20 protein-coding genes are annotated in these 20,197 nt (G+C 36.7%); 10 read left to right on the forward strand and 10 right to left on the reverse strand.

What is annotated here, in order from left to right; all coding sequences use genetic code 11:
- Positions 1-19: 19 nt before the first annotated feature.
- Positions 20-211 (forward strand): cold-shock protein, encoded by a 192-nt coding sequence (locus DF947_RS06770; protein WP_025141747.1) that lies wholly within the window; start codon positions 20-22, stop codon positions 209-211.
- Between the two features lie 286 nt (positions 212-497).
- Here DF947_RS06770 and DF947_RS06775 read toward each other — a convergent pair whose 3' ends face one another.
- The 3 genes from DF947_RS06775 to DF947_RS06785 form a co-directional block, all read right to left on the reverse strand.
- Positions 498-986 carry an anti-sigma factor gene (locus DF947_RS06775; protein ID WP_109928940.1) on the reverse strand — a complete coding sequence of 163 codons (489 nt, stop codon included), beginning with the start codon at positions 984-986 and terminating at the stop codon, positions 498-500.
- On the reverse strand, positions 983-1,564 hold the full coding sequence (locus tag DF947_RS06780) for an RNA polymerase sigma factor (RefSeq protein WP_109928941.1): 582 nt from the start codon (positions 1,562-1,564) through the stop codon (positions 983-985). Before DF947_RS06780 ends, DF947_RS06775 begins: the two co-directional genes overlap by 4 nt.
- A gap of 291 nt (positions 1,565-1,855) precedes the next feature.
- Positions 1,856-2,176, reverse strand: a complete 321-nt coding sequence (locus DF947_RS06785; RefSeq protein WP_109928942.1) for a DMT family transporter — start codon at positions 2,174-2,176, stop codon at positions 1,856-1,858.
- Between the two features lie 162 nt (positions 2,177-2,338).
- Between DF947_RS06785 and DF947_RS06790 the strand changes: the two genes are divergently transcribed.
- Complete coding sequence (locus tag DF947_RS06790) at positions 2,339-2,707, forward strand: DUF6249 domain-containing protein (protein ID WP_109928943.1); 369 nt, start codon at positions 2,339-2,341, stop codon at positions 2,705-2,707.
- A gap of 53 nt (positions 2,708-2,760) precedes the next feature.
- Here DF947_RS06790 and DF947_RS06795 read toward each other — a convergent pair whose 3' ends face one another.
- From DF947_RS06795 to DF947_RS06805, 3 genes are read right to left on the reverse strand one after another with little or no spacing between them, the layout of a single operon-like run.
- On the reverse strand, positions 2,761-3,183 hold the full coding sequence (locus tag DF947_RS06795; protein WP_109928944.1) for a hotdog fold thioesterase: 423 nt from the start codon (positions 3,181-3,183) through the stop codon (positions 2,761-2,763).
- Complete coding sequence (locus DF947_RS06800; protein ID WP_109928945.1) at positions 3,173-3,682, reverse strand: DinB family protein; 510 nt, start codon at positions 3,680-3,682, stop codon at positions 3,173-3,175. Before DF947_RS06800 ends, DF947_RS06795 begins: the two co-directional genes overlap by 11 nt.
- The gene (locus DF947_RS06805; RefSeq protein ID WP_109928946.1) at positions 3,663-4,868 is read right to left on the reverse strand and encodes a sensor histidine kinase; all 1,206 of its coding nucleotides are present in this window, start codon (positions 4,866-4,868) and stop codon (positions 3,663-3,665) included. Before DF947_RS06805 ends, DF947_RS06800 begins: the two co-directional genes overlap by 20 nt.
- Positions 4,869-5,081: 213 nt before the next feature.
- Here DF947_RS06805 and gltX point away from each other — a divergent pair, with 213 nt between their 5' ends.
- The 8 genes from gltX (at position 5,082) to DF947_RS06845 (ending at position 14,640) form a co-directional block, all read left to right on the forward strand.
- The gene (gltX, locus tag DF947_RS06810) at positions 5,082-6,590 is read left to right on the forward strand and encodes a glutamate--tRNA ligase (RefSeq protein ID WP_109928947.1); all 1,509 of its coding nucleotides are present in this window, start codon (positions 5,082-5,084) and stop codon (positions 6,588-6,590) included.
- A 165-nt stretch (positions 6,591-6,755) separates the two neighbouring features.
- Positions 6,756-7,595 carry a KPN_02809 family neutral zinc metallopeptidase gene (gene ypfJ / locus DF947_RS06815; RefSeq protein ID WP_109928948.1) on the forward strand — a complete coding sequence of 280 codons (840 nt, stop codon included), beginning with the start codon at positions 6,756-6,758 and terminating at the stop codon, positions 7,593-7,595.
- A gap of 104 nt (positions 7,596-7,699) precedes the next feature.
- Positions 7,700-8,833 (forward strand): sensor histidine kinase, encoded by a 1,134-nt coding sequence (locus tag DF947_RS06820; RefSeq protein WP_109928949.1) that lies wholly within the window; start codon positions 7,700-7,702, stop codon positions 8,831-8,833.
- Positions 8,834-8,875: 42 nt separating this feature from the next.
- Positions 8,876-12,466 (forward strand): response regulator, encoded by a 3,591-nt coding sequence (locus tag DF947_RS06825; RefSeq protein ID WP_109928950.1) that lies wholly within the window; start codon positions 8,876-8,878, stop codon positions 12,464-12,466.
- 18 nt (positions 12,467-12,484) lie between these two features.
- A complete protein-coding gene (locus tag DF947_RS06830; protein WP_109928951.1) occupies positions 12,485-12,856 on the forward strand; it encodes a response regulator in 372 nt (123 codons plus the stop codon).
- Between the two features lie 3 nt (positions 12,857-12,859).
- Positions 12,860-13,678, forward strand: coding sequence for a CheR family methyltransferase (locus DF947_RS06835; protein ID WP_109928952.1), 819 nt, complete (start codon positions 12,860-12,862; stop codon positions 13,676-13,678).
- On the forward strand, positions 13,663-14,250 hold the full coding sequence (locus DF947_RS06840; protein ID WP_109928953.1) for a chemotaxis protein CheB: 588 nt from the start codon (positions 13,663-13,665) through the stop codon (positions 14,248-14,250). The genes DF947_RS06835 and DF947_RS06840 overlap by 16 nt, the downstream gene beginning before the upstream one ends.
- A gap of 24 nt (positions 14,251-14,274) precedes the next feature.
- On the forward strand, positions 14,275-14,640 hold the full coding sequence (locus tag DF947_RS06845; protein WP_205940749.1) for a response regulator: 366 nt from the start codon (positions 14,275-14,277) through the stop codon (positions 14,638-14,640).
- Here the strand turns inward: DF947_RS06845 and DF947_RS06850 are convergent.
- The 4 genes from DF947_RS06850 to DF947_RS06865 form a co-directional block, all read right to left on the reverse strand.
- Positions 14,637-15,593, reverse strand: coding sequence for a DUF3137 domain-containing protein (locus tag DF947_RS06850; protein ID WP_109928954.1), 957 nt, complete (start codon positions 15,591-15,593; stop codon positions 14,637-14,639). The genes DF947_RS06845 and DF947_RS06850 overlap by 4 nt on opposite strands.
- Positions 15,593-16,150, reverse strand: a complete 558-nt coding sequence (locus DF947_RS06855) for a LemA family protein (RefSeq protein ID WP_109928955.1) — start codon at positions 16,148-16,150, stop codon at positions 15,593-15,595. Before DF947_RS06855 ends, DF947_RS06850 begins: the two co-directional genes overlap by 1 nt.
- Positions 16,151-16,202: 52 nt before the next feature.
- Positions 16,203-18,020 (reverse strand): hypothetical protein, encoded by a 1,818-nt coding sequence (locus DF947_RS06860; protein ID WP_109928956.1) that lies wholly within the window; start codon positions 18,018-18,020, stop codon positions 16,203-16,205.
- 87 nt (positions 18,021-18,107) lie between these two features.
- A complete protein-coding gene (locus tag DF947_RS06865) occupies positions 18,108-19,916 on the reverse strand; it encodes an AsmA family protein (protein ID WP_109928957.1) in 1,809 nt (602 codons plus the stop codon).
- Positions 19,917-20,197 lie beyond the last annotated feature (281 nt).

Raw genomic sequence — 20,197 nt, forward strand, 5'->3', positions numbered from 1 at the left:
AATTTTAATATTTAATACAATGCAAGAAGGCACAGTAAAATTCTTCAATGTAACTAAAGGTTTTGGCTTTATCGTACCAGCTAACGGCGATAGCGAAATTTTTGTTCATTCAACAGGTCTTATCGACGAAATCCGTGAAAACGACAAAGTTCAGTACGAAGTTGCTAACGGTAAAAAAGGCTTAAACGCCGTTAATGTGAAAGTAATTTAATTTATTTATCATATTTATGGAAAGGGTTGCTCTCGCAAGAAGGCAACCCTTTTTATTTTTACTGATAATTGGATGTTAAGTTTTGGCCAAGTAGATTTTTATTGGCTCCCACGGATTTCGCTAATTATGCAGATTGAAATATTTTCTGCGTAAATCCTTTTGATCAGCGGGAAATACTAAGTTTTGCCAAATAGGTTTTTCTATTAGCTCCCACAGATTTCGCAGATTTCACAGATAATTACTCTGCGTAAATCATTTTGATCAGCGGGAATAATACGTCTATAATCTATAACTGTTTTTGGGCAGTTTTCTTTCTCAAAAAATAATCCATAAAAACCAGCCCGATGATCAAATCTACAAACAAGAAAATGTTGATCGTTGTTGGCGTAATTATTTTGCCTGTATCAAAATTAAAAGTTAAATCGAAATCAAAATTTGGCATTGTAAACTTGGTGTTGTAAGCAATAAAACCTAAAATTGCCGATATAGATAAAACAAAAAAGCTGCTAATAATATAAATAATTCGCTTATCTACCTTTGTTTTTAACGAAATTGGCGCCGGTACCAAGGCAATATCTTCCATCACCTTTCTAGTGAATGACATTGATGGCTCTTCTAAATCCAGATTGCTAAAAGTGAGGTTAAACTTTAAAAACTCGTCATACTGAAGCTTAATTTGTGGATCAGAATCAATTTTTTCTTCGATTGATTTTTTTAGATTTTCATCTAAATTGCCATCTATATAATCCCAAAGCTGTTGTTCTATTGTATTCATAGTAACTCCTTTACTTCATCTTTTAGTAAATATTGTAATTTTTCCTTTAATCTTTGTCTTGCTCGGTGCAATTTTACCTTCACCGTATTTGGCTCAATATGTAAAGCCTCACCAATTTCCTCTAAACTTTGCTCGCCTTGATAAAACATGGTAATGATTGTTGCATCATCTGGTGCTAAAAGTGTAATGGCCTGGTTTAAAAAAGCATGACTATTCTGTTTTTCATATCCATTTGCGTTAAAGCCCGAAATATGATTTTCGAGTTGAATTAGCGTATCATCCTCGTTAATGGATGAAGTTTCTAAACGCTTTTTGCGCAAAAAAGTCATGGCTGTTGTGTACGTAATGGTATAAAGCCAAGTGCTAAACTTTGCCGTTTGTTTAAAAGTTCCCAGCGCTCTATAGGCTTTAACAAAACAGTCTTGAGCAATTTCTTCAGCATCTTCTCTGTTTTTTGCAAACCTTAGGGCAAGTGTAAATACAAACCTTTGATGCTGTTTCACCAACAATGCATATTGCCCGGTTTCGCCGTTCAATACCTGTTGGATCAGCTCTAAATCTGTAAATTTTTGCTCCATGCTTAAACTAAGACTACATTAAAGATATCGAGGTTACAGGCAAAAGAACGATTTGTATTATTATCTGCAGATGTTTTATAGATGGTTTTTCAAAAATGAAAGGACAGTTCAATTTGGAGAACTGCAATATTCGCTGTTCAATATGTTCCGCAGGGCATGTCGAATTTAAGGATAATGGAGGTTTGACAAACCTCAATGTGTTGTGGATGGATTACAAATCCATAATATCCCCATGTTCGAGGTGCGCTTTGCTAACATCCCGAACAGCACCTAATAAAATGTTTGGAAATACTAATGCGAGGCAAAAAACTTTAATCCGGCGATAGATCCAATAAGCGTGCAGATAAAAAAGATGCGCCAGAAAGTTGCTGGTTCATTAAAATATGTAATCCCGATTATTACGGTTCCAACGGCGCCAATGCCTGTCCATACGGCATATGCAGTTCCCATTGGTAACGTTTGAGTGGCTTTATTCAACAGAATAAAACTTAATGTTATGGAAATTAAAAAACCGATGCTCCATTTTACGTTCGTAAAATTATTCGAAAGTTTTAGGCAGGTTGTAAAGCCAACTTCGAAAAAGCCAGCTATAATTAATATAATCCAGTTCATGCGGTAAAGGTAAAGAAGTTTTTTACCTCCAATTTGAAACCGATGATTATTTATTGATTTTTTTCTCTACCGGGTGTAACCTGATTAAAAACCATGTTGTCATAATACACAGAACGCGGTTCAAAATAAAAACAGAAGTATTAACAATAAAAAATTATAATTATGAATGGCATATTAGTACCCATATCAATGTTCTTGGGAACATTCGCGATGGTATTTGGGATCAGATATTTATCGAACAAAGAAAAAATGGCAATGATTGAGCGGGGCATGGATCCAAGACTTAATCGCGCTTCGGTACCGAAACCGTATTTAAGTTTGAAATTCGGCTTGTTAATGGTTGGTGTAGGCTTAGGTTTGTTGGTTGCTTTATTTACCGTTAGAGGTGTGTTTTGTGGCAGCATGACAGACGCTGAAGAAGGACAGGCTGTTGCAATTTACTTTGGATTTGTCGGAATTTTTGGCGGTTTAGGTTTAATAACCTCATTTTTGATAGAAAAGAAAGCCATCGAAAAAGATTATAAAGTATAAACAAGTTTAATGGTACGTGGAGACACGTACCATGGCTTAAGCATATTCCTCCGTTATTGCGGTTTATTTATTATTGCAACAGTAAGCCTACTGATGCAGTTCATTTTTCCACGTTGATCGTAAATCTTAATTTCCCAAACCTGGGTTTTTGCGCCAACGTGCAAAGGTTTACAAATGCCTTTAACCAAACCGCTTTTAACCGGACGTAAATGATTGGCGTTAACTTCTAAACCTACGGCAACATATTTTTCTGGATCGATACACATGTAAGAAGCAATGCTCCCGAGTGTTTCTGCCAAAACAACCGAAGCACCACCATGTAAAATTCCGGCAGGCTGATGGGTTCTTTCATCTACTGGCATGGTTCCAACAATAAAATCTTCACCGATTTCTGTAAATTTAATGTCGAGCAAAGCACCCAAATGGTTTTTCGGGCGATTGTTTAAATCATCAATTGTAAAGTCTTTAAACCACATGGTAACGTTCTTTTAGTACACCAACATGATGAATAATATGACCCGCCGCTATAAATAAAATAGATTTTACAGTAATCTCTCTTGCCGAAGCAACTCCCTTTCTATTTAATTCTTCTTCGTTAAGACTTTTGAAAAAATAAAGATTGGCTTTGCGAAGGGCTCCAAATTCTTCAATCATGTCTTCATAGTTACGCTCGCCAAAATGGGCATTGGCAACATAATCGTCTTCTTCAAAACCAGGAAGATGCTGTTGCTCGTTTCGTGCAAAACAGGTCATGCGGTAAACAAATATACGTTCGCAATCTATAATGTGGCCAAGCATTTCCTTAAGCGTCCATTTGCCATCGGCATAAGCAAAATTTTCTTTTTGCTTACTAGATTCGAACAAAGCCGGAATGCTAAAAACCTGTTCTTCCAGAATTTCGAAAATATCGCCATCAACTTTACTGATGTAAGTTTCGCCCCAAACAGGATATTCGTTAGGCTGTGGTCGGTTCATATGTTAAACTGCTTTTTAATATAATTCTAAAGGTTGTGCCTTTGCCAAGTTCGGAATCTTTAACAAAAATTTCTCCGCTGTGGTAGTTTTCTACAATGCGTTTCGTTAACGATAAACCCAAACCCCAGCCACGTTTTCTAGTGGTATATCCCGGCTGGAAAACAGCATCGAACTTAGATCTTGGAATTCCCTTTCCACTATCGGTCACATCTATAAACACTTGCTCCTTTGCCAAATTTTCTATAATGTTAATGGCTATCGAACCTTCATTTTCAATGGCATTTGCGGCGTTTTTTAACAGGTTTTCGATAACCCAATCAAATAAAGGAATGTTTAACATCGCCCTAACCTGATCATCGCCAGTGATGCTGAATTTAACTTTATCGGATGTTCTTACTTTAAAATAATCGATAAAATTACTGATCACAATGTAAACTGTATGGTCTTCTAAAATCGGTTTTGAGCCAATTTTGGAGAAACGATCGGTAATAATTTCCAGCCGTTTAATATCGTTTTCCATTTCAGCAATCAATGGATCATCTTCGGCATCGAATTTAGATTTCATTAACTCCGTCCAGGCCATGAGTGATGAAATTGGAGTACCCAACTGGTGTGCCGTTTCCTTTGCCAAACCAACCCATACATGATCTTGCTCTGCTCTTCTCGATGAACTAAAAGCCGCATAGGCAGTTATCAAGAAAAGGAAAATCACTATCATTTGGATGTATGGGAAATATCGAAGCTGAGTAAGTATAAAAGAATCTTTATAATAGGCTTTATATGGTGCACCTAAAATATTCATATCCAGAGGCCGGTGTTGGGCTTTCATTTTGCTAAGCTGATGAACAAAATAAAGGCTGTCGTAAACCAATTTAGTATCTGTAGAATAATTCGTTTTAGTCGAATCTAATCCAAAGTATGTGGTAATATGTCCAGAAGAATCTACCACTACTACAGGCGCTTTTGTGTTTTTTCGTACGCTTTCTACGATTTCTGTGAAATTGTCATTGTCCATTAAGAACATGGAGCGTTCTTGTATTTTAACCCAAAGTTGAATTTGATTGGCTTCTTCACGCTCCATTTTTTTAACAAAAGAGTCGGTGTAAAATACTGAGGCGATGCCAATTAGAATGGCAAAAATGAGAAGGAAAAATTTCCAGCGGCGTTTCTTTTCGTATGGATTCATGCTTTGGATAGGCAAAATACAATAACAAAACGAAAAAAACACAAAACCATTATGCTTTTTCAAAAACCATTAAGCAACGATAATGGCTTCACCGCAGATAAAGGCATTATAAAATAGATGAAAAACATATCTTTGTGGCGTCTTGCGGTTAATATTTGGCAATAAGCGCTTAAAGCGTAAAAAGGCCAAACATAATCGCTCAACAACCCAATTATGGATAAAAAAGTTAGAGTAAGATTTGCCCCAAGTCCAACTGGTGGCCTGCATTTAGGCGGTGTTCGTACCGCATTGTTTAATTATTTGTTTGCAAAAAAAAACAATGGAACTTTCGTTTTACGTATTGAAGATACCGATCAAAACCGTTTTGTTGAAGGTGCTGAAGAATACATTGTAGATTGTTTAAACTGGTGTGGCATTACTCCAGATGAAAGCCCAAATAACCCCGGTAATTACGGGCCATACCGCCAAAGCGAGCGTAAACCAAGTTACAGAAAATTTGCAGAGCAGTTAATTACAGATGGCTATGCCTATTACGCTTTCGATACGCCAGAAGAACTGGATGTTAAGCGAAAAGAAATTTCAAACTTTCAATATGGGCAGGCCACACGGATGCAGATGCGCAATTCGTTAACGCTTACCATTAGCGAAGTAGAAGACCTTTTAAGTGCTAACACACCACATGTAATTCGCATAAAAATTCCTGAGAACGAAGTTGTTCATTTCAACGATTTAATTCGTGGCGATGTAAGTTTCGAAACGGCACAGGTTGATGATAAAGTCTTATTAAAGGCAGATGGTATGCCAACCTATCATTTAGCGGTTGTTGTAGATGATAAGGCCATGGAAATTAGCCATGCTTTTAGGGGAGAAGAATGGTTGCCTTCTGCACCCATTCATATTTTACTTTGGAAATATCTGGGTTGGGAAAGCGATATGCCTCAATGGGCGCATTTACCTTTAATTTTGAAACCTGATGGACATGGAAAATTAAGCAAACGTGACGGTGATCGTTTAGGCTTTCCCGTTTATGCCATGAACTGGACTGATCCAAAAACTGGCGATATGACCAAAGGCTTTAAAGAAATGGGCTTTTTACCTGAGGCTTTCATCAATATGTTAGCCCTTTTGGGTTGGAATGATGGAACCGATCAAGAATTATTTGCCTTAGCAGAATTGGAAGAAAAATTTTCTATCGAAAGAATCAGCAAAGCAGGGGCTAAATTCGATTTCGAAAAGGCCAAATGGTATAACCACGAGTGGATTAAAGTACAATCAGCCGAACGTTTGGCACCAAGCGTTAAGCAAGAATTAAAATTTGCAGGTGTTGATGTAAAAAACGATTCGTTCTTATTTACAATTATAGATTTAATTAAAGATCGCTGTACCTTATTGCCAGATTTTGTTGCTCAAAGCGGTTACTTCTTTAGGGCACCTGCCGAATACGATACAGCATCTGTAAAACCAAAATGGACACCGGAGAAAGCGGAGTTTTTTAAAGCTTACGCTGAAAATATAAACTTAACTGATGCCTCAATTGCAGAAACAGCCTTTAAGGCATTAGCCGAAGAAAAGGGATTTAAACCAGGAGAATTAATGCTTCCGTTTAGAATAATGCTGGTTGGCGGTAAGTTTGGGCCTGGGGTTTTTGATATCGCAATTTTACTTGGTGCCAAAGAAACCAAATCCCGAATAGAAAAGGCAATTGCTGTTTTTAATAGTTAAGTGCTCGCACTAAAGAAAGCCCAGGTTAACACTTGGGTTTTTTTTATTTAAAAGCGTTTACAACCCAAAAGAATAAAAGCGTGTTAAACCAAATGAAATAATTTATACTTTAGTATAACAATTTTAAATACCAAGGGTTATTCATACAACTAAAAATATATAAACATGCAATGGTTCGGTAAAGGAAGTAATAATGTAGAAGATGGAAGAAGCGGTGGCGGAGGTAAAACTGTTCTAGGTGGCGGTATTGGCTTAATTGTTATTGTTTTAGGCTTGTTTTTTGGTAAGGATTTAAGCGGTTTGGTAAGCCAGATTCCTGCAACGGACAATACCGAAGTTAAACAAGGTGTACCACAGAATGATCCTCAGGCGCAGTTTGTTTCGGGTGTTTTAGAATCTACAGAACAGGTTTGGGATCAGGAATTTAAGGCAATGGGCAAACAGTACGAATATCCTAAACTTAGGCTATTTAGAGAAGCTGTTCAAACGGCCTGCGGAAATGCCAGCGCCAATGTTGGTCCGTTTTATTGCCCTGGAGATCAAAAGGTATATATCGATTTATCATTTTATGACGAACTGAAAAACCGTTTTGGTGCCGCTGGCGATTTTGCCCAAGCTTACGTTATTGCGCATGAGGTGGGTCATCATGTACAAAATCTTTTGGGCATTTCCGAAAAACTAGACCAGGCACGCGGGCAGGTAAGCGAAAAAGAATACAATCGTTTATCAGTAAAATTAGAACTTCAGGCCGATTTTTTTGCCGGCCTTTGGGCGCATAATGCTCAAAACTTAAAGGATTTTAAATTGGATGAAGGCGACATAGAAGAAGCGCTAACCGCTGCAAATGCAATTGGTGATGATAAGTTGCAAAAACAAGCTACAGGCGATGTACAGCCCGATTCTTTTACCCATGGAACTTCGCAACAACGCATGTACTGGTTTAAAAAAGGATTTGAAACCGGCGATATTAAACAAGGCGATACCTTTAATTCAAATAATTTATAAAAAGTTAAAACCATTTTAAACTTCTGTTGTTTGTTTACAGTTATCGAGAATTTTTTCTCTAAACCAAACATAATTATCCCGGCTTCTTATTTGTTTTATCAAAGATGATCCTTATAGTTGATGACAGGCCTGAAAACCTGATCTCTTTATCGAAAGTACTCCAAGCACACAATTTTGAGGTTGATACCGCATCATCCGGCGAAGAAGCGCTAAAAAAAGTATTAAAAAATAACTACGTTCTAATCATTCTCGATGTTCAGATGCCAGATATGGATGGCTTTGAGGTTGCAGAAGCCATATCTGGATTTAGCAAAGCAAAAGATACCGCCATAATTTTTCTATCGGCAGTAAATACAGAACTTAAATTTATTACCAAAGGTTACTTAAGCGGCGGATTGGACTACATTACCAAGCCCGTTGATATTAATGTGCTATTGCTTAAAATAAAAACCTTTTACCGGATTTACGAGCAGAGCAGAAAACTAAACGAAGTTCAGGAAAAGCTATTAGAAGAAATCGAATTTCGAAAGCAGGCCGAGCATAAAAAAGATGAATTTATCAGCATTGCCAGTCATGAATTAAAAACCCCTTTAACCAGCGTAAAGGGATACATTCAGCTGCTTCAGCGCAGCATTAATAAAGATGATAAAGCTACTGCTCAAAATCATTTAAATAAGGCCAGCATTCAATTAGAGAAGCTAAATGATCTGATAGTTGACCTGCTTGATATTTCTAAAATCGAGAGCGGAAAACTGAAGTTTAATATGCAGCCTTTTTGTGCAGATAATATGGTTAATAATGCCATAGAAATGTTGCAACAAAATTATCCAGACTTCAAGATTACTAAGTTAGGCAAAACCGAAGAAATGGTTTTTGGAGATGAGGTGAGGTTAGAGCAGGTTGTAATTAACTTTATAACCAACGCTATAAAATATGCACCCGGAACCAATCAGGTAAATGTAACCATCAACATTAAAGATGGTAAACTTTACTTGGCCGTAAAAGATTTCGGAATCGGAATCGACGCTGAACAGCAGCTCAAAATATTCGAAAAATTCTATCGTGTAGAAGAAAACAGCAATCGCTTTAACGGTTTGGGAATCGGGTTGTACATCTGTTCTGAAATTATTAAAAGACACAGCGGAACAATTGGAGTGAATAGCGTTCTTAATGAGGGTTCCGAATTTTATTTCATTATCCCTATTATAGAAGAAAAAAACCTTGCCGTAGAAGCCTAACTGATTCTAATTACCAAACAAACACAATATACTTCTCAATAAATGAAAACAACTCTTAAAAATAATTTACGCTTAGGCTTGGGCTTATCGCTAATTATTCTTTTTATCAGTTCATTAGCTTCATATGTAAGCATTAGCAACCTAATTAAAAGCACTGAGCTGGTTAAGCACAGCGATGAGGTTATATTAGACGTACAGAATATTATATCGACCCTTAAAGATGCCGAAACTGGTCAAAGAGGTTATTTGTTAACCGGAAATAAAGTTTTTTTAGAGCCTTATAACGGTGCAAGCGATACCGCTTTAAATACTTTAAACAAAGTTGGCGAAAACACCAAAGACAACCCCGTTCAGCAAAAGAAAGTTGCTGAGTTGAGAAATATTATGTCTAAGCGAATGGGGATTTTACAGTCAACAATAGAAATTAAATCGCTTGGCGGACAGGTGGATCCAACCGTGCTGTTTCAGGGTAAAACCTATATGGACCAGGCCAGAACCGTAGTGAGCCAAATGGTTAAGGAAGAAAGACGACTGTTGGAGGTTAGAACGATAGAACTAAACAAACTAACATCATACACGCCAATCTTAATATTGGTTGCTGCCATTTTAGCCATTTTAATCACCTTGTTTTTTTATAGAAAAGTCTCGGTTGATTTTGACGAACGCGTTAAGCTTCAAAAAGAAATCGAGGATAAAAAATATGAGATGGAGAAACGGATTGTTGCCATTAAAGAAATTGCCTCTCAAATTTCTAGCGGTAACTACGGCGTTAAATTGGATGAACAATCAAAAGATGATATTGGAGAACTCTCCGAATCTCTAAATACGATGTCGTTTTCACTCAAAAAATCATTTGATACCCTTGCAGAAAATGAGTGGTTGCAAACTGGAGTGGCCAACTTGAATGTTAAAATGGTTGGCGAGAAAGACGTTTTCCATTTGGCTGATGACATTATCGAATTTTTGGTTTCCTATACTAAAAGTCAAGTTGGAGCTGTTTACCTTTTTAAGGATGATGGCTATCTTCATTTAAAAGGACAGTATGCATTGCATAAGCAAGATCTGGCAGAGGTTATAGAATTAGGGCAAGGCTTAATTGGTCAGGCCGTAAAATCAGGAAAATCAATATTGCTGGAAGATGTTCCACAGGGAGAAATTACCATAAGTTATGCAACAGGAAATATTAAGCCGGCGCAATTGTTGGTATTGCCAATTATAAGAAACGGAATTTCGATTGGCGGTTTAGAGTTGGGCACCATCACCAATTATTCAGATTTGCAGCTGCATTTTTTAAATCTTGTTTTAAGCGATGTAGGTACTGCATTATTGGGCGCACAAAACAGACAAAAACTTCAACAATTGTTAGAAGAAACACAAGCTCAGTCAGAAGAACTTCAAGTACAGCACAACGAGCTAGAAGGTATGAATGCAGAGCTTGAAGCACAGGCCCAGAAACTTCAGGCATCGGAAGAAGAACTTCGCGTTCAACAAGAAGAATTGCTTCAAAGTAACCAGGAACTCGAAGAAAGAAGTAGCCTTTTAGAAGAGAAAAACGAACTTATCGAAGAGCGAAATATTGAAATTCAGCAGAAAGCCGAAGCACTGGAATTAAGCACAAAATATAAGTCGGAATTCTTGGCGAATATGTCTCACGAACTGAGAACGCCGTTAAATTCGATTTTGCTGCTCTCTAGATTAATGGCCGAAAATGAAGAGATAGAAAAAGAACATCAAGAATATGCCGAGGTTATTCAAAGCTCTGGACAAGGTTTATTAAGCTTAATTGACGAAATTCTCGATCTTTCGAAAATTGAGGCTGGTAAAATGGAGCTTGATCGTGCCAATATTAAAATTGATGAGGTTATAAGCAACATGCGCTCGCTATTTAATCCGGTAGCAAAAGATAAAAACCTAAAACTGGTTGTAGAAAAAACCGATGAAGTGCCAGAGTTTTTCCATACCGATAAAATGCGATTGGAACAGATTCTGAAAAATCTTTTATCAAATGCAATCAAGTTTACAACACAAGGTTCTGTTACCTTAAATATTGTTAAAAATGAGAATCTCAATGCCTTAATTTTTAAAGTTACCGATACCGGAGTAGGTATTGCGCCAGAAAAACAGGCAATGGTATTCGAAGCCTTCCAGCAAGCTGATGGATCTACCAGACGCAAGTTTGGCGGAACGGGCTTAGGTTTATCCATAAGCAGAGAATTAGCCAAGCTTTTGGGTGGCTACATCGATTTAAAAAGCGCTGAAGGTGAAGGAAGTATTTTTACCTTAACACTCCCTATTGATAAAAATAAAGGTTTCGAGGGGGTTTCAAATCCTTGGGAAAAACCTGTAGAAGTTGTAGTGCCAGAGTTGCCCGTTAAAAAGGTAAGCAATTTAACGGTTTCCAATATTCCAGAAGAAATTGAAGATGACCGCGAAAATATTCAACCTGATGACAAGGTAATTTTAATTGTAGAAGATGATACGCCATTTGCCAAAACCCTGCTCGATTTTACCCGTAAGCGAAATTACAAGGGTTTAGTTGCGGTTCGGGGCGATGTTGGAATCGAAATGGCAAAGGCCTACAATCCTGTTGCAATTTTATTGGATATCCAGTTGCCTATAAAAGATGGCTGGCAAGTAATGGAAGAGCTAAAATCAAATCCAGAAACTCGCCCAATTCCAGTACACATTATGTCTTCATTGCAGGTAAAAAAAGAAAGTTTACTAAAGGGAGCGGTTGATTTTATCAATAAACCTTTCGCTTTCGAGCACATGCAGGAAATTTTTCATAAACTGGAACATGCTTTAAGCCGCCACCCCAAAAAGGTGTTAATTGTTGAGGAAAACGAACAACATGCCAAAGCCCTAAGTTACTTCTTAAGCAATTTCAATATCCAAACGGAAGTTGTAAATCAAGTTAGCCAAGGGGTATCTGCATTAAATAAGCCAGATATAAACTGTGTTATTTTAGATATGGGCATTCCGGATAAGCACGCTTACGAAACACTGGAAGTGGTAAAGAAAACGCCTGGTTTAGAAAACCTGCCGATTATTATTTTTACCGGAAAAAGTTTATCTAAAGGAGAGGAAAATAGAATTAAGCAGTATGCAGATTCTATCGTTGTAAAAACAGCCCATTCTTATCAACGTATTTTAGATGAGGCAGGTTTGTTTCTTCATCTGGTAGAAGAAAAAAACAAAGACAAAAATAAGGCGCCTAAGAAATTCTCTGAATTGCAGGATGTATTAAAGGGTAAGACTGTTTTGGTGGCGGATGATGATGTTAGAAATATTTTCTCGTTAACTAAGGTTTTAGAACAGCATCAAATGAAGGTTTTGGCTGCCACAGATGGTAAGGAAGCCTTAAAACTACTAAGCGAAAATACAAATGTTGATGTGGTTTTAATGGATATGATGATGCCAGAACTTGATGGATATGAAACCACGACAGCAATTAGGCAAGATTTGAAATACCGCAATTTGCCTATTTTAGCTGTAACCGCCAAAGCCATGATGGGCGATAGGGAAAAATGTATTGCTGCGGGCGCATCAGATTACATCAGCAAGCCTGTAGATATGGATCAGCTGGTTTCACTGTTACGCGTTTGGCTTTACGAAAATCACCACAACTCTTAACCCTCTTTTTAATAAATTATGCCTAAAAAATTAATTCTCATTATTGATGATGACAACCGAAACATTTTCGCATTAAAAGCTGTTTTAAAAGCCAAAGGTTTTGAATGTGTATCTGCTTTGAGTGCCAGGGAGGGTTTTTCTATAATGGAAGAAAACGAGAACGTGGCAATTGTTTTAATGGATATGATGATGCCGGATATGGATGGTTACCAGGCCATTTCGGTAATGAAAAAATCTGCTAAAATGCAGGATATTCCAGTTTTGGCAGTTACTGCTCAGGCCATGGTTGGCGATAAGGAACGGTGTTTATCTGCAGGTGCTTCGGGGTATATATCCAAACCCATTAACGTAGATGAATTATTAATACAAATAGAAAATTTTACAACATAGAAGGTGATAAGTGATGCGATAGATAATGAGCAGGTAGAGATTCTTTTGAATGATGTTTTGGAAGCTCACGGATACGATTTTCTGGAATATTCGCATGCATCCATTAAGCGTAGAATAACACGTTTATATGCTATAGATAACTTTGTAAGCTTTGCAGAGTTTCGGTATACCATTAAAAGCGACAAACAATATTTTAAAAGGTTTTTAGAAGAGATTACCGTAAACGTTACAGAAATGTTCCGCGATCCATCTTTCTACAAAGCACTCAGAAACGATGTTTTGCCTGTTTTAGGCACTTACCCATTTATAAGGGTTTGGGTTGCAGGTTGTTCTACCGGCGAAGAAGCTTACTCACTTGCAATTGTTTTAAAAGAGCTAAATTTATTAAGCAAATCGCTTATTTACGCAACGGATATAAACCCATCGGTTTTAGAAAAGGCCAAGAAGGGTATGTTTCCGTTAAACTACTTAAAACAGTACTCCGAAAATTATGTAAATTCGGGAGGAATAAAAGATTTTTCGAGTTACTATACAGCCAATTATTCATTGGCGAAATTTGATGAAACATTAAGTTCGAAGATGATTTTTTCTACACATAACCTGGTATCTGATCATTCTTTTAATGAGTTTCAGCTAATCCTTTGCAGAAACGTATTAATTTATTTTGATAAGGAACTTCAGCACAAAGTGTTTAATTTATTTGATAACAGCATAGAAAAATTAGGTTATATTGCATTAGGAAGTAAGGAAAGTTTAGAATTTTGGGCCAAATCCAAAGAGTATAAGAGAGTTAAAACCGAAAAAATATGGCGGAAACTTTAACTTTTAATTCTTGCGGTGCACTGGTAATAGGTGGTTCTGCCGGAAGCCTGGATGTGCTTTTAGAAATTTTTCCGGCATTAAGCAATGATATAGATTTTCCCATTATTTTGGTGGTGCATCGCAAGGCTAATAATGAGAGTTTATTAACGGATCTGCTTCAGGCGAGAACCGTTTTAAATGTAAGGGAAGCAGAAGAAAAAACTCCGCTATTGGCCAAAAACGTTTATATAGCACCGGCAGATTATCATTTGTTAATCGAAGAAGACAAGACTTTTTCTTTAGATTATTCTGAAAAAGTAAATTATTCAAGACCATCAATTGATGTAACTTTTCAATCTGCTGCAGAGGTATTTAAATACAGTTTAGTCTGCATTTTGTTGTCAGGTTCTAACGCTGATGGAGTAAATGGCCTAAAAGTTGTAAACAATTTAGGGGGCAAGGTGGTTATACAGAATCCTAAGAGTGCTATAATGCCGTATATGCCTCAGCAAGCGTTTAGCAACGTAAAGGCTGACGCAGTTTTACATGCCACCGAAATGGCAGAATATATTAACAATTTAATTAAACGATAGGATTGCCTTTCTGTAGATAGATTTATGATGGTTACAAAGAAAGTATTTGTTTTTGATGATAATAAGGATATCCTTGATTTATGCACCTTTATTTTAGAGGATGCCGGATATGAAATCAAAACATCAGAAAATGCAAATAACATCGAAAAGCAAGTAGCAGATTACATGCCGGATATTATTTTTATGGATAACTGGTTACCGGATTTGGGTGGAATCCAAGCAACAAAAGCGCTAAAAAATCACCCGGATTTAAAGCACATCCCAGTTATTTATTTTTCGGCAAATAACGATATTTCTGCATTGGCTAACGAAGCTGGAGCAGATAGCTATTTATCAAAACCATTTGATATTGCTGCTCTTGAAGAAATTGTAAGAAAACATTTAAGTTAGTTCTTGCCCCAAATTCTTGTATTTAAATCCAATTCCCTGATGATATCATACATAAAATTAATTGTAGAGATATCCTCATTTAGTAAATCGGGGTTTAATAGTGTTTTAAATATTGGTGCTTCAAAATAGTTTCTATCCAACGGAAAACCGATATACATTCTAGAGCTGATAAATGACATGGTAAGGGTGTACTTTGCCCGGCTATTGAGCTCTAAAATTCTTTCCATCATTGCAGGTGTAAGAATATACCTAGCCTCAACCTGATCGTTAGCATAAGTTATAAACTCTTTGCAGAAAGCGGTATTTTCCAACTGAACAACATCGTTGTTGCCAAAAGAAAAAACATTTTTGGAAAACCATGCACCAATAGAACTGCCGATATCTTTCGGTCTAACTATGGTTACACCATTAAAATTCTTGTTGAAGTCGGCTACGAAAATAATTCCCTTAAAAATATCGTGCCATTCGGTACGCGTTCCATTTTTAGTTCGTACCTCTGTTTTGTATTCTGCATGTACCTCCGCAAAATAAAAACCAGTTTTACCTGCTACCCCTCTTACTAAATCTTCAGTACTATAACGATCTGGATCTGTTTTAAAAAGCTGAGAACCAATAAACTCTGGCTCATAAATGCCTTTATACGGGTCAATTGTTAAGCTTTGATCTAAGTTTTTTAGCGCTGTACCAATTACATCCCGTTTAAAGGCGTCTTTGTAAGCACGTAGCTCATCGCTTATGCGGTAAAGGGTAATCCCGCCAAAAATAATAGGGACTAATCCTGCCAATATAGATGGTACAGGGAAACCGGCAACAGTACCCAATATGCCCAATAAAATTCCACCACCGATAAAAAGATAACCTTTGGTTTGGGTAGATGCAATTTTTTTACGTTCAACTTCTAATGTTGCCAATACGTTCTGTAGGGCAACATTTCCATCAATACTTAAGCTCATTAACTGTTAAAAAGATCCTTTGCACTTACATTTTTGCGTTCCTCTTCGGCTGTATCCAAAACAGAAATTTGCTGATAGCCCAACATGCCTGCAAACATACTTCCAGGAAACATCATTATGGAGTTGTTGTAATCTGTAACTGCAGAATTGTAAGTTCTTCTTGCGGCCGCAATCTGCTCTTCACTTTCTGTCCAGGTGGTTTGTAAATTAATGAAGTTGGTATTGGCCTTTAAATCCGGATAATTTTCTACATTAACCATCAATCCTTTCACGCTCGTACTTAATTGAGCATCTAATGATGCTTTTTCAGCATCACTTATGGTACCCGAAGTAGCTTTAGCACGAAGCTCGACAATTTTTGACAACGTACCCGACTCGTAGGTGGTGTACTGTTTTACAACTTCTACTAAGTTCGGAATTAAATCGAAACGCTTTTTTAGCATTACATCAATTGCAGAAAAGGCGTTGGTAACCTGATTTCTCTTCCCAATAAGGGAGTTGTAAAAGAAAATCCCGATGATAAATACAAAGGCGATAATTAGGAGGGCAATAACCATAGTTTTAGTTTTTTGATTTTAGAGAATAAATATAGAAAAACGTTACAAAAAACTAACGCTTTTCGTTTTGTTCTCTTTCTTCTTTCTGGTGCCTACGCTCCAGTCTTTTCAACTTTCGCAAACGATGACTTTCTCTCATAGCCTTAAACTTGGCAATATGGTCCCGCATTTCGTTCTGCTTTTCTTCGGTAATGCCAATGCTATACTTTATGCCAACAAAAAGACTTTTCCATATTAGATTAAAGAATGATGTGTTGGCTGGTCTATCATAGCTTACGTTAGCAGAAACGACTTTTCCGTCAGGCCCCGGGTTTTCTGATTTTATAATTAGCGCATTAGCCAAAAACGAAAGCAAACCACGCTTAACCAAATGATCTTTTTCGGGGTCGTTTTTCATTAATGCAACAGACAAATCAAAATAGGTAAAATCTAGTTTTCCTTTTGCGCCCAAATCATTTGCTTTAAAATTAAAAGAAAGCTTATCTACATTTCCTCTATTAATCCTAACCATGCCTAAAGGCTTTGTAATTTGATTTAAAACCCGGGCATTAAAATTTTGAAGTATACCATTATAAGAAAAGGCACCATTATTTGCGGTAAGGTCGAATTTAAAATTTAAATCCATTTTGCCCTGACCCATTAAATAAGTGGTTAAATTGGCATCCATAACAGGATTTATGGCTTTAATTTTTTCTACATTAGTGGCATTGCTTATTGTACCGGATGTGTTTTCGAATGATAATCTTCCACGTTGCTTACTCTGTTTATCAAAAACCGAATAAACAATATTTATATCCTTAAGCTGTATTTTTTGAATTAAAATCGGGATGCCCAAAGCTTGTAAGAGTTGATGGGGAAACTTGCCGATTTTGCTTTCCTTTTCACGCTTGGGTAATTCATTGTTGTTAAAAACAGAAACCGAACCGTTGGCTACAGCCATTTCTTTAGCCCAAACTTCTTGCTTGCTAATATAAAGTGGCAAATCGAGCCCGTTTAAAGAAATATCGCTCATTTGAATATCAAACCTATCTTTTGCATACCCAGCAACACGCCCAAACTTCATTTCATCGTATAAAGGTTCAAGGGCAAATTTTTTCACCTTTAATCGTCCTGTTGATGCTCTAAAATCGAGTTGATTTAAATTGATTTTATACATTTTATCCGGTGTTGGATAAACGTAATCCTTAAGATTGATTACTACATCCTTAAGCAGATAAAATCGGGTTGGATCTTCAGCAGAGGTAGAATCAACAAGCAAATCTGTTAAGCCGATATTTAAATCATCAATAGCAAAAACCTCTGGCTTGGCTACATTTTTATTGATGTATTTAAAGCTCGCATCTCTAAACAATATAGATTGAATATTAAATGAGGTTAGGTTTTTAGAAATGATATCATATGGAGATTTAATAGGTCTGGGTGGCCTATTCTCATTAAAGGCCAATTGTTTATTTGTCATGAGCACCTCTGGCTTGTCAAATAAAACTTCCTCAATTTCTAGTTTGTGTTCTCTGTAAAGAATTATAGGATGGAAATGTTTAACCACCAATTTTTTTAAAGAAACCTGATATAGATTATTTGGCGCTCGCTTTAAGCGCACCAATTCCTTGTAACGATTGGTATCTGCCTTGATGATTACATTTTGAAGCGTTGCATTACCCGTTAAAATATTGGTAGAAACCCGGGTAAAACTAATGGTATAAAGGCTATCGGTAGATTTGTAAAGTAAGGTTTTTATCCTATCGGTAAGCAATGGCCTCGATTTTACATTCAAGAACCAGGCTACACTGGCTAATAAAATAAAAACAATAAAAATAACACCGGCAACCCATTTCAAAAATCTATAACGATGTCTTTTTGTTTCTTGCATTTAACGAATGGGCTGGATTTTACTAGCAATATACATTTATAAACTTATTTGAAAAAAAATGAGCCATAAATTTGCCTTAAAACCGAGTTATTTCTGTGTAGATTGATTCTTTTTCTGTTCCCGCTTTGCTTTTCTAGCCTCTTTGCGGTCTTCTCTTTTTTGAATTCTGATTTTCTTCGCTACCTTTTTCTGCTGCTGAATCGGATCTTTAACAGGCACAATGCCAACCCCTACAATATCCCTAATTCCAACAAAAACCGTTTTCCACATCAAGTTAAAAAACGATGCAGAATTAATTCTTGTATTCGTCATTGTTGCAGTTCTTGGAGCCTCTCCCTTTTTAGGATTTTCATCCTTTACCAAAATGGTATTTGCCAAAAAAGATAGAAGTCCTTTTTCTTTTGTGCCCTCACCATCAATATTATCTGATAGAAGCTTAACTTTTAAATTGGTGTAAAGCATATTCATAGAGCCTGTGGCGGTTCTGGTATTTCCACTTGCCTTAAAATTTATCTTTTGAACATTGCCACTTTCAATTTCTACCAATCCCAATGCTTTTGAAAGAGGATTCAGTTTTGTGAAATCAAAAGTGCCCATGCTTCCACTATATGAAAATGCACCATTTTTATCTGTTAAGTTAAAATCTATCTTAACATTTAATTTCCCCGAGCCCATTAGCAAAGTGTTCAAATCTGCAACCGCATGGTTGTTTTGGGCCAGCCTTGCACTGTCGTTGGTTACATTAAGGATATTGCCACCTAGCGACTTAAAATTTACAGAGCCTATTTTTTTACTTGCCGGATTGTATTCAGAATATTTTAAATCAATATCCCGCAGTTTTACTGTATCTATTCGGACAGGAAAATCTAATCTTTTTAATGCGACATGAGGGAAATTTTTGGCTTTGTCCAATCCCGGAGGCGGGAGCGATTCTCTGCTCATAAAAACCTCCACAGTCGCTGGACCAACTCTTAACGATTTTGCATGTAACTTCTGATCGGTATTGAGCCCCATAAAATCAACATCATTAAACTCAATTTTATCGAAAGTTAAATTGTATCTGTCTTTTTGAACATTATATTTCCTTGCAAAGGTTAATTCAGGGTACATGGGCGTTAGCTTAAATCCCTTGGCAACTATTTTTTTGGTAGCCAAAGAGCCACTAACCGTATCTACCTTCATGGTATACATTTTATCTTTGGTTAAAGCTTTGTAGCCGGCAACCTGAAAAGAAATGTCCTTAGTGTAATAAAAACGGCTCGAATCATTTTGCGAGAGAGAATCTAATAGAAAATCAACGACATTGATATCAAGATGCTTAATGGATTTCTTTGTTTTTTTAGCGAGACTTTTGTTTAGGTAATCGAAATCGGCGTCAACAATTTTTATCGATTTAATGTGAAGTGATTTAAAGGTATTTGAAATTTGTTGATATAAACTTTTTTCAGGTTTCACCGAATCAATTTCTTTTGGAACCTTGTTAAAAATCATGTTTATCGACGGCTTATCTAAAATAATTGCGCTTACTTCTGCCCGTTTTTTAAAGTAGGCCGTTAAAATTCCCACCCCTGTAACCTGCAGTTTTTTTAACTTGATTTCGAAGGTATGGGCTGGAGCCAATTTTTTGGCTTTTAGAGAATCAAAAACTAATGTATCGGGTGTTAAAGTTACATCGCGGAGCGCCAAACTTCCTGTAATAAGGTTTAAGTTAATGCTTTTAAAATCGATTTTATATAAATGATGAGAGCCATTGTAAACACCTTCCTTAATTTTTTCGGTTAAAAGCGGTTTCCATCTGGCACTCAAGAACATAGCGCCAAAGGCTAAAATTAAAACCAAAGCGCCTAATATGCTTCCTATCCAAATCCAAATTTTTTTGCTTTTTTGAGCGACCATAATTTTTGCTTATCAGTGTAGAACATATTGGTAGCCAAAAGGTTTGTTCCTGCAAGTTGCTATTCATTGCCATTTGCTTTAGCTGACGGATTTTTGTGGCCTTTGCTGGTGGAGATTTGTTCCAAAGGAACTCCCGTGGAGCAATCTCTTCCTTTGTAAGTGGATTTAGAATCCCCTTAAAGGATTTGTCTTTCATTGCCTTTAGCTTATTTAAGAGATAATTTGTCAAAGGATTACAAATCCTAAGTTCTTAAGTCTGGATTGCAAATCCAGACTAGCGT

The sequence above is a fragment of the Pedobacter paludis genome (assembly GCF_003173575.1).
In the GTDB taxonomy this organism is placed as follows: Bacteria; Bacteroidota; Bacteroidia; order Sphingobacteriales; family Sphingobacteriaceae; genus Pedobacter; species Pedobacter paludis.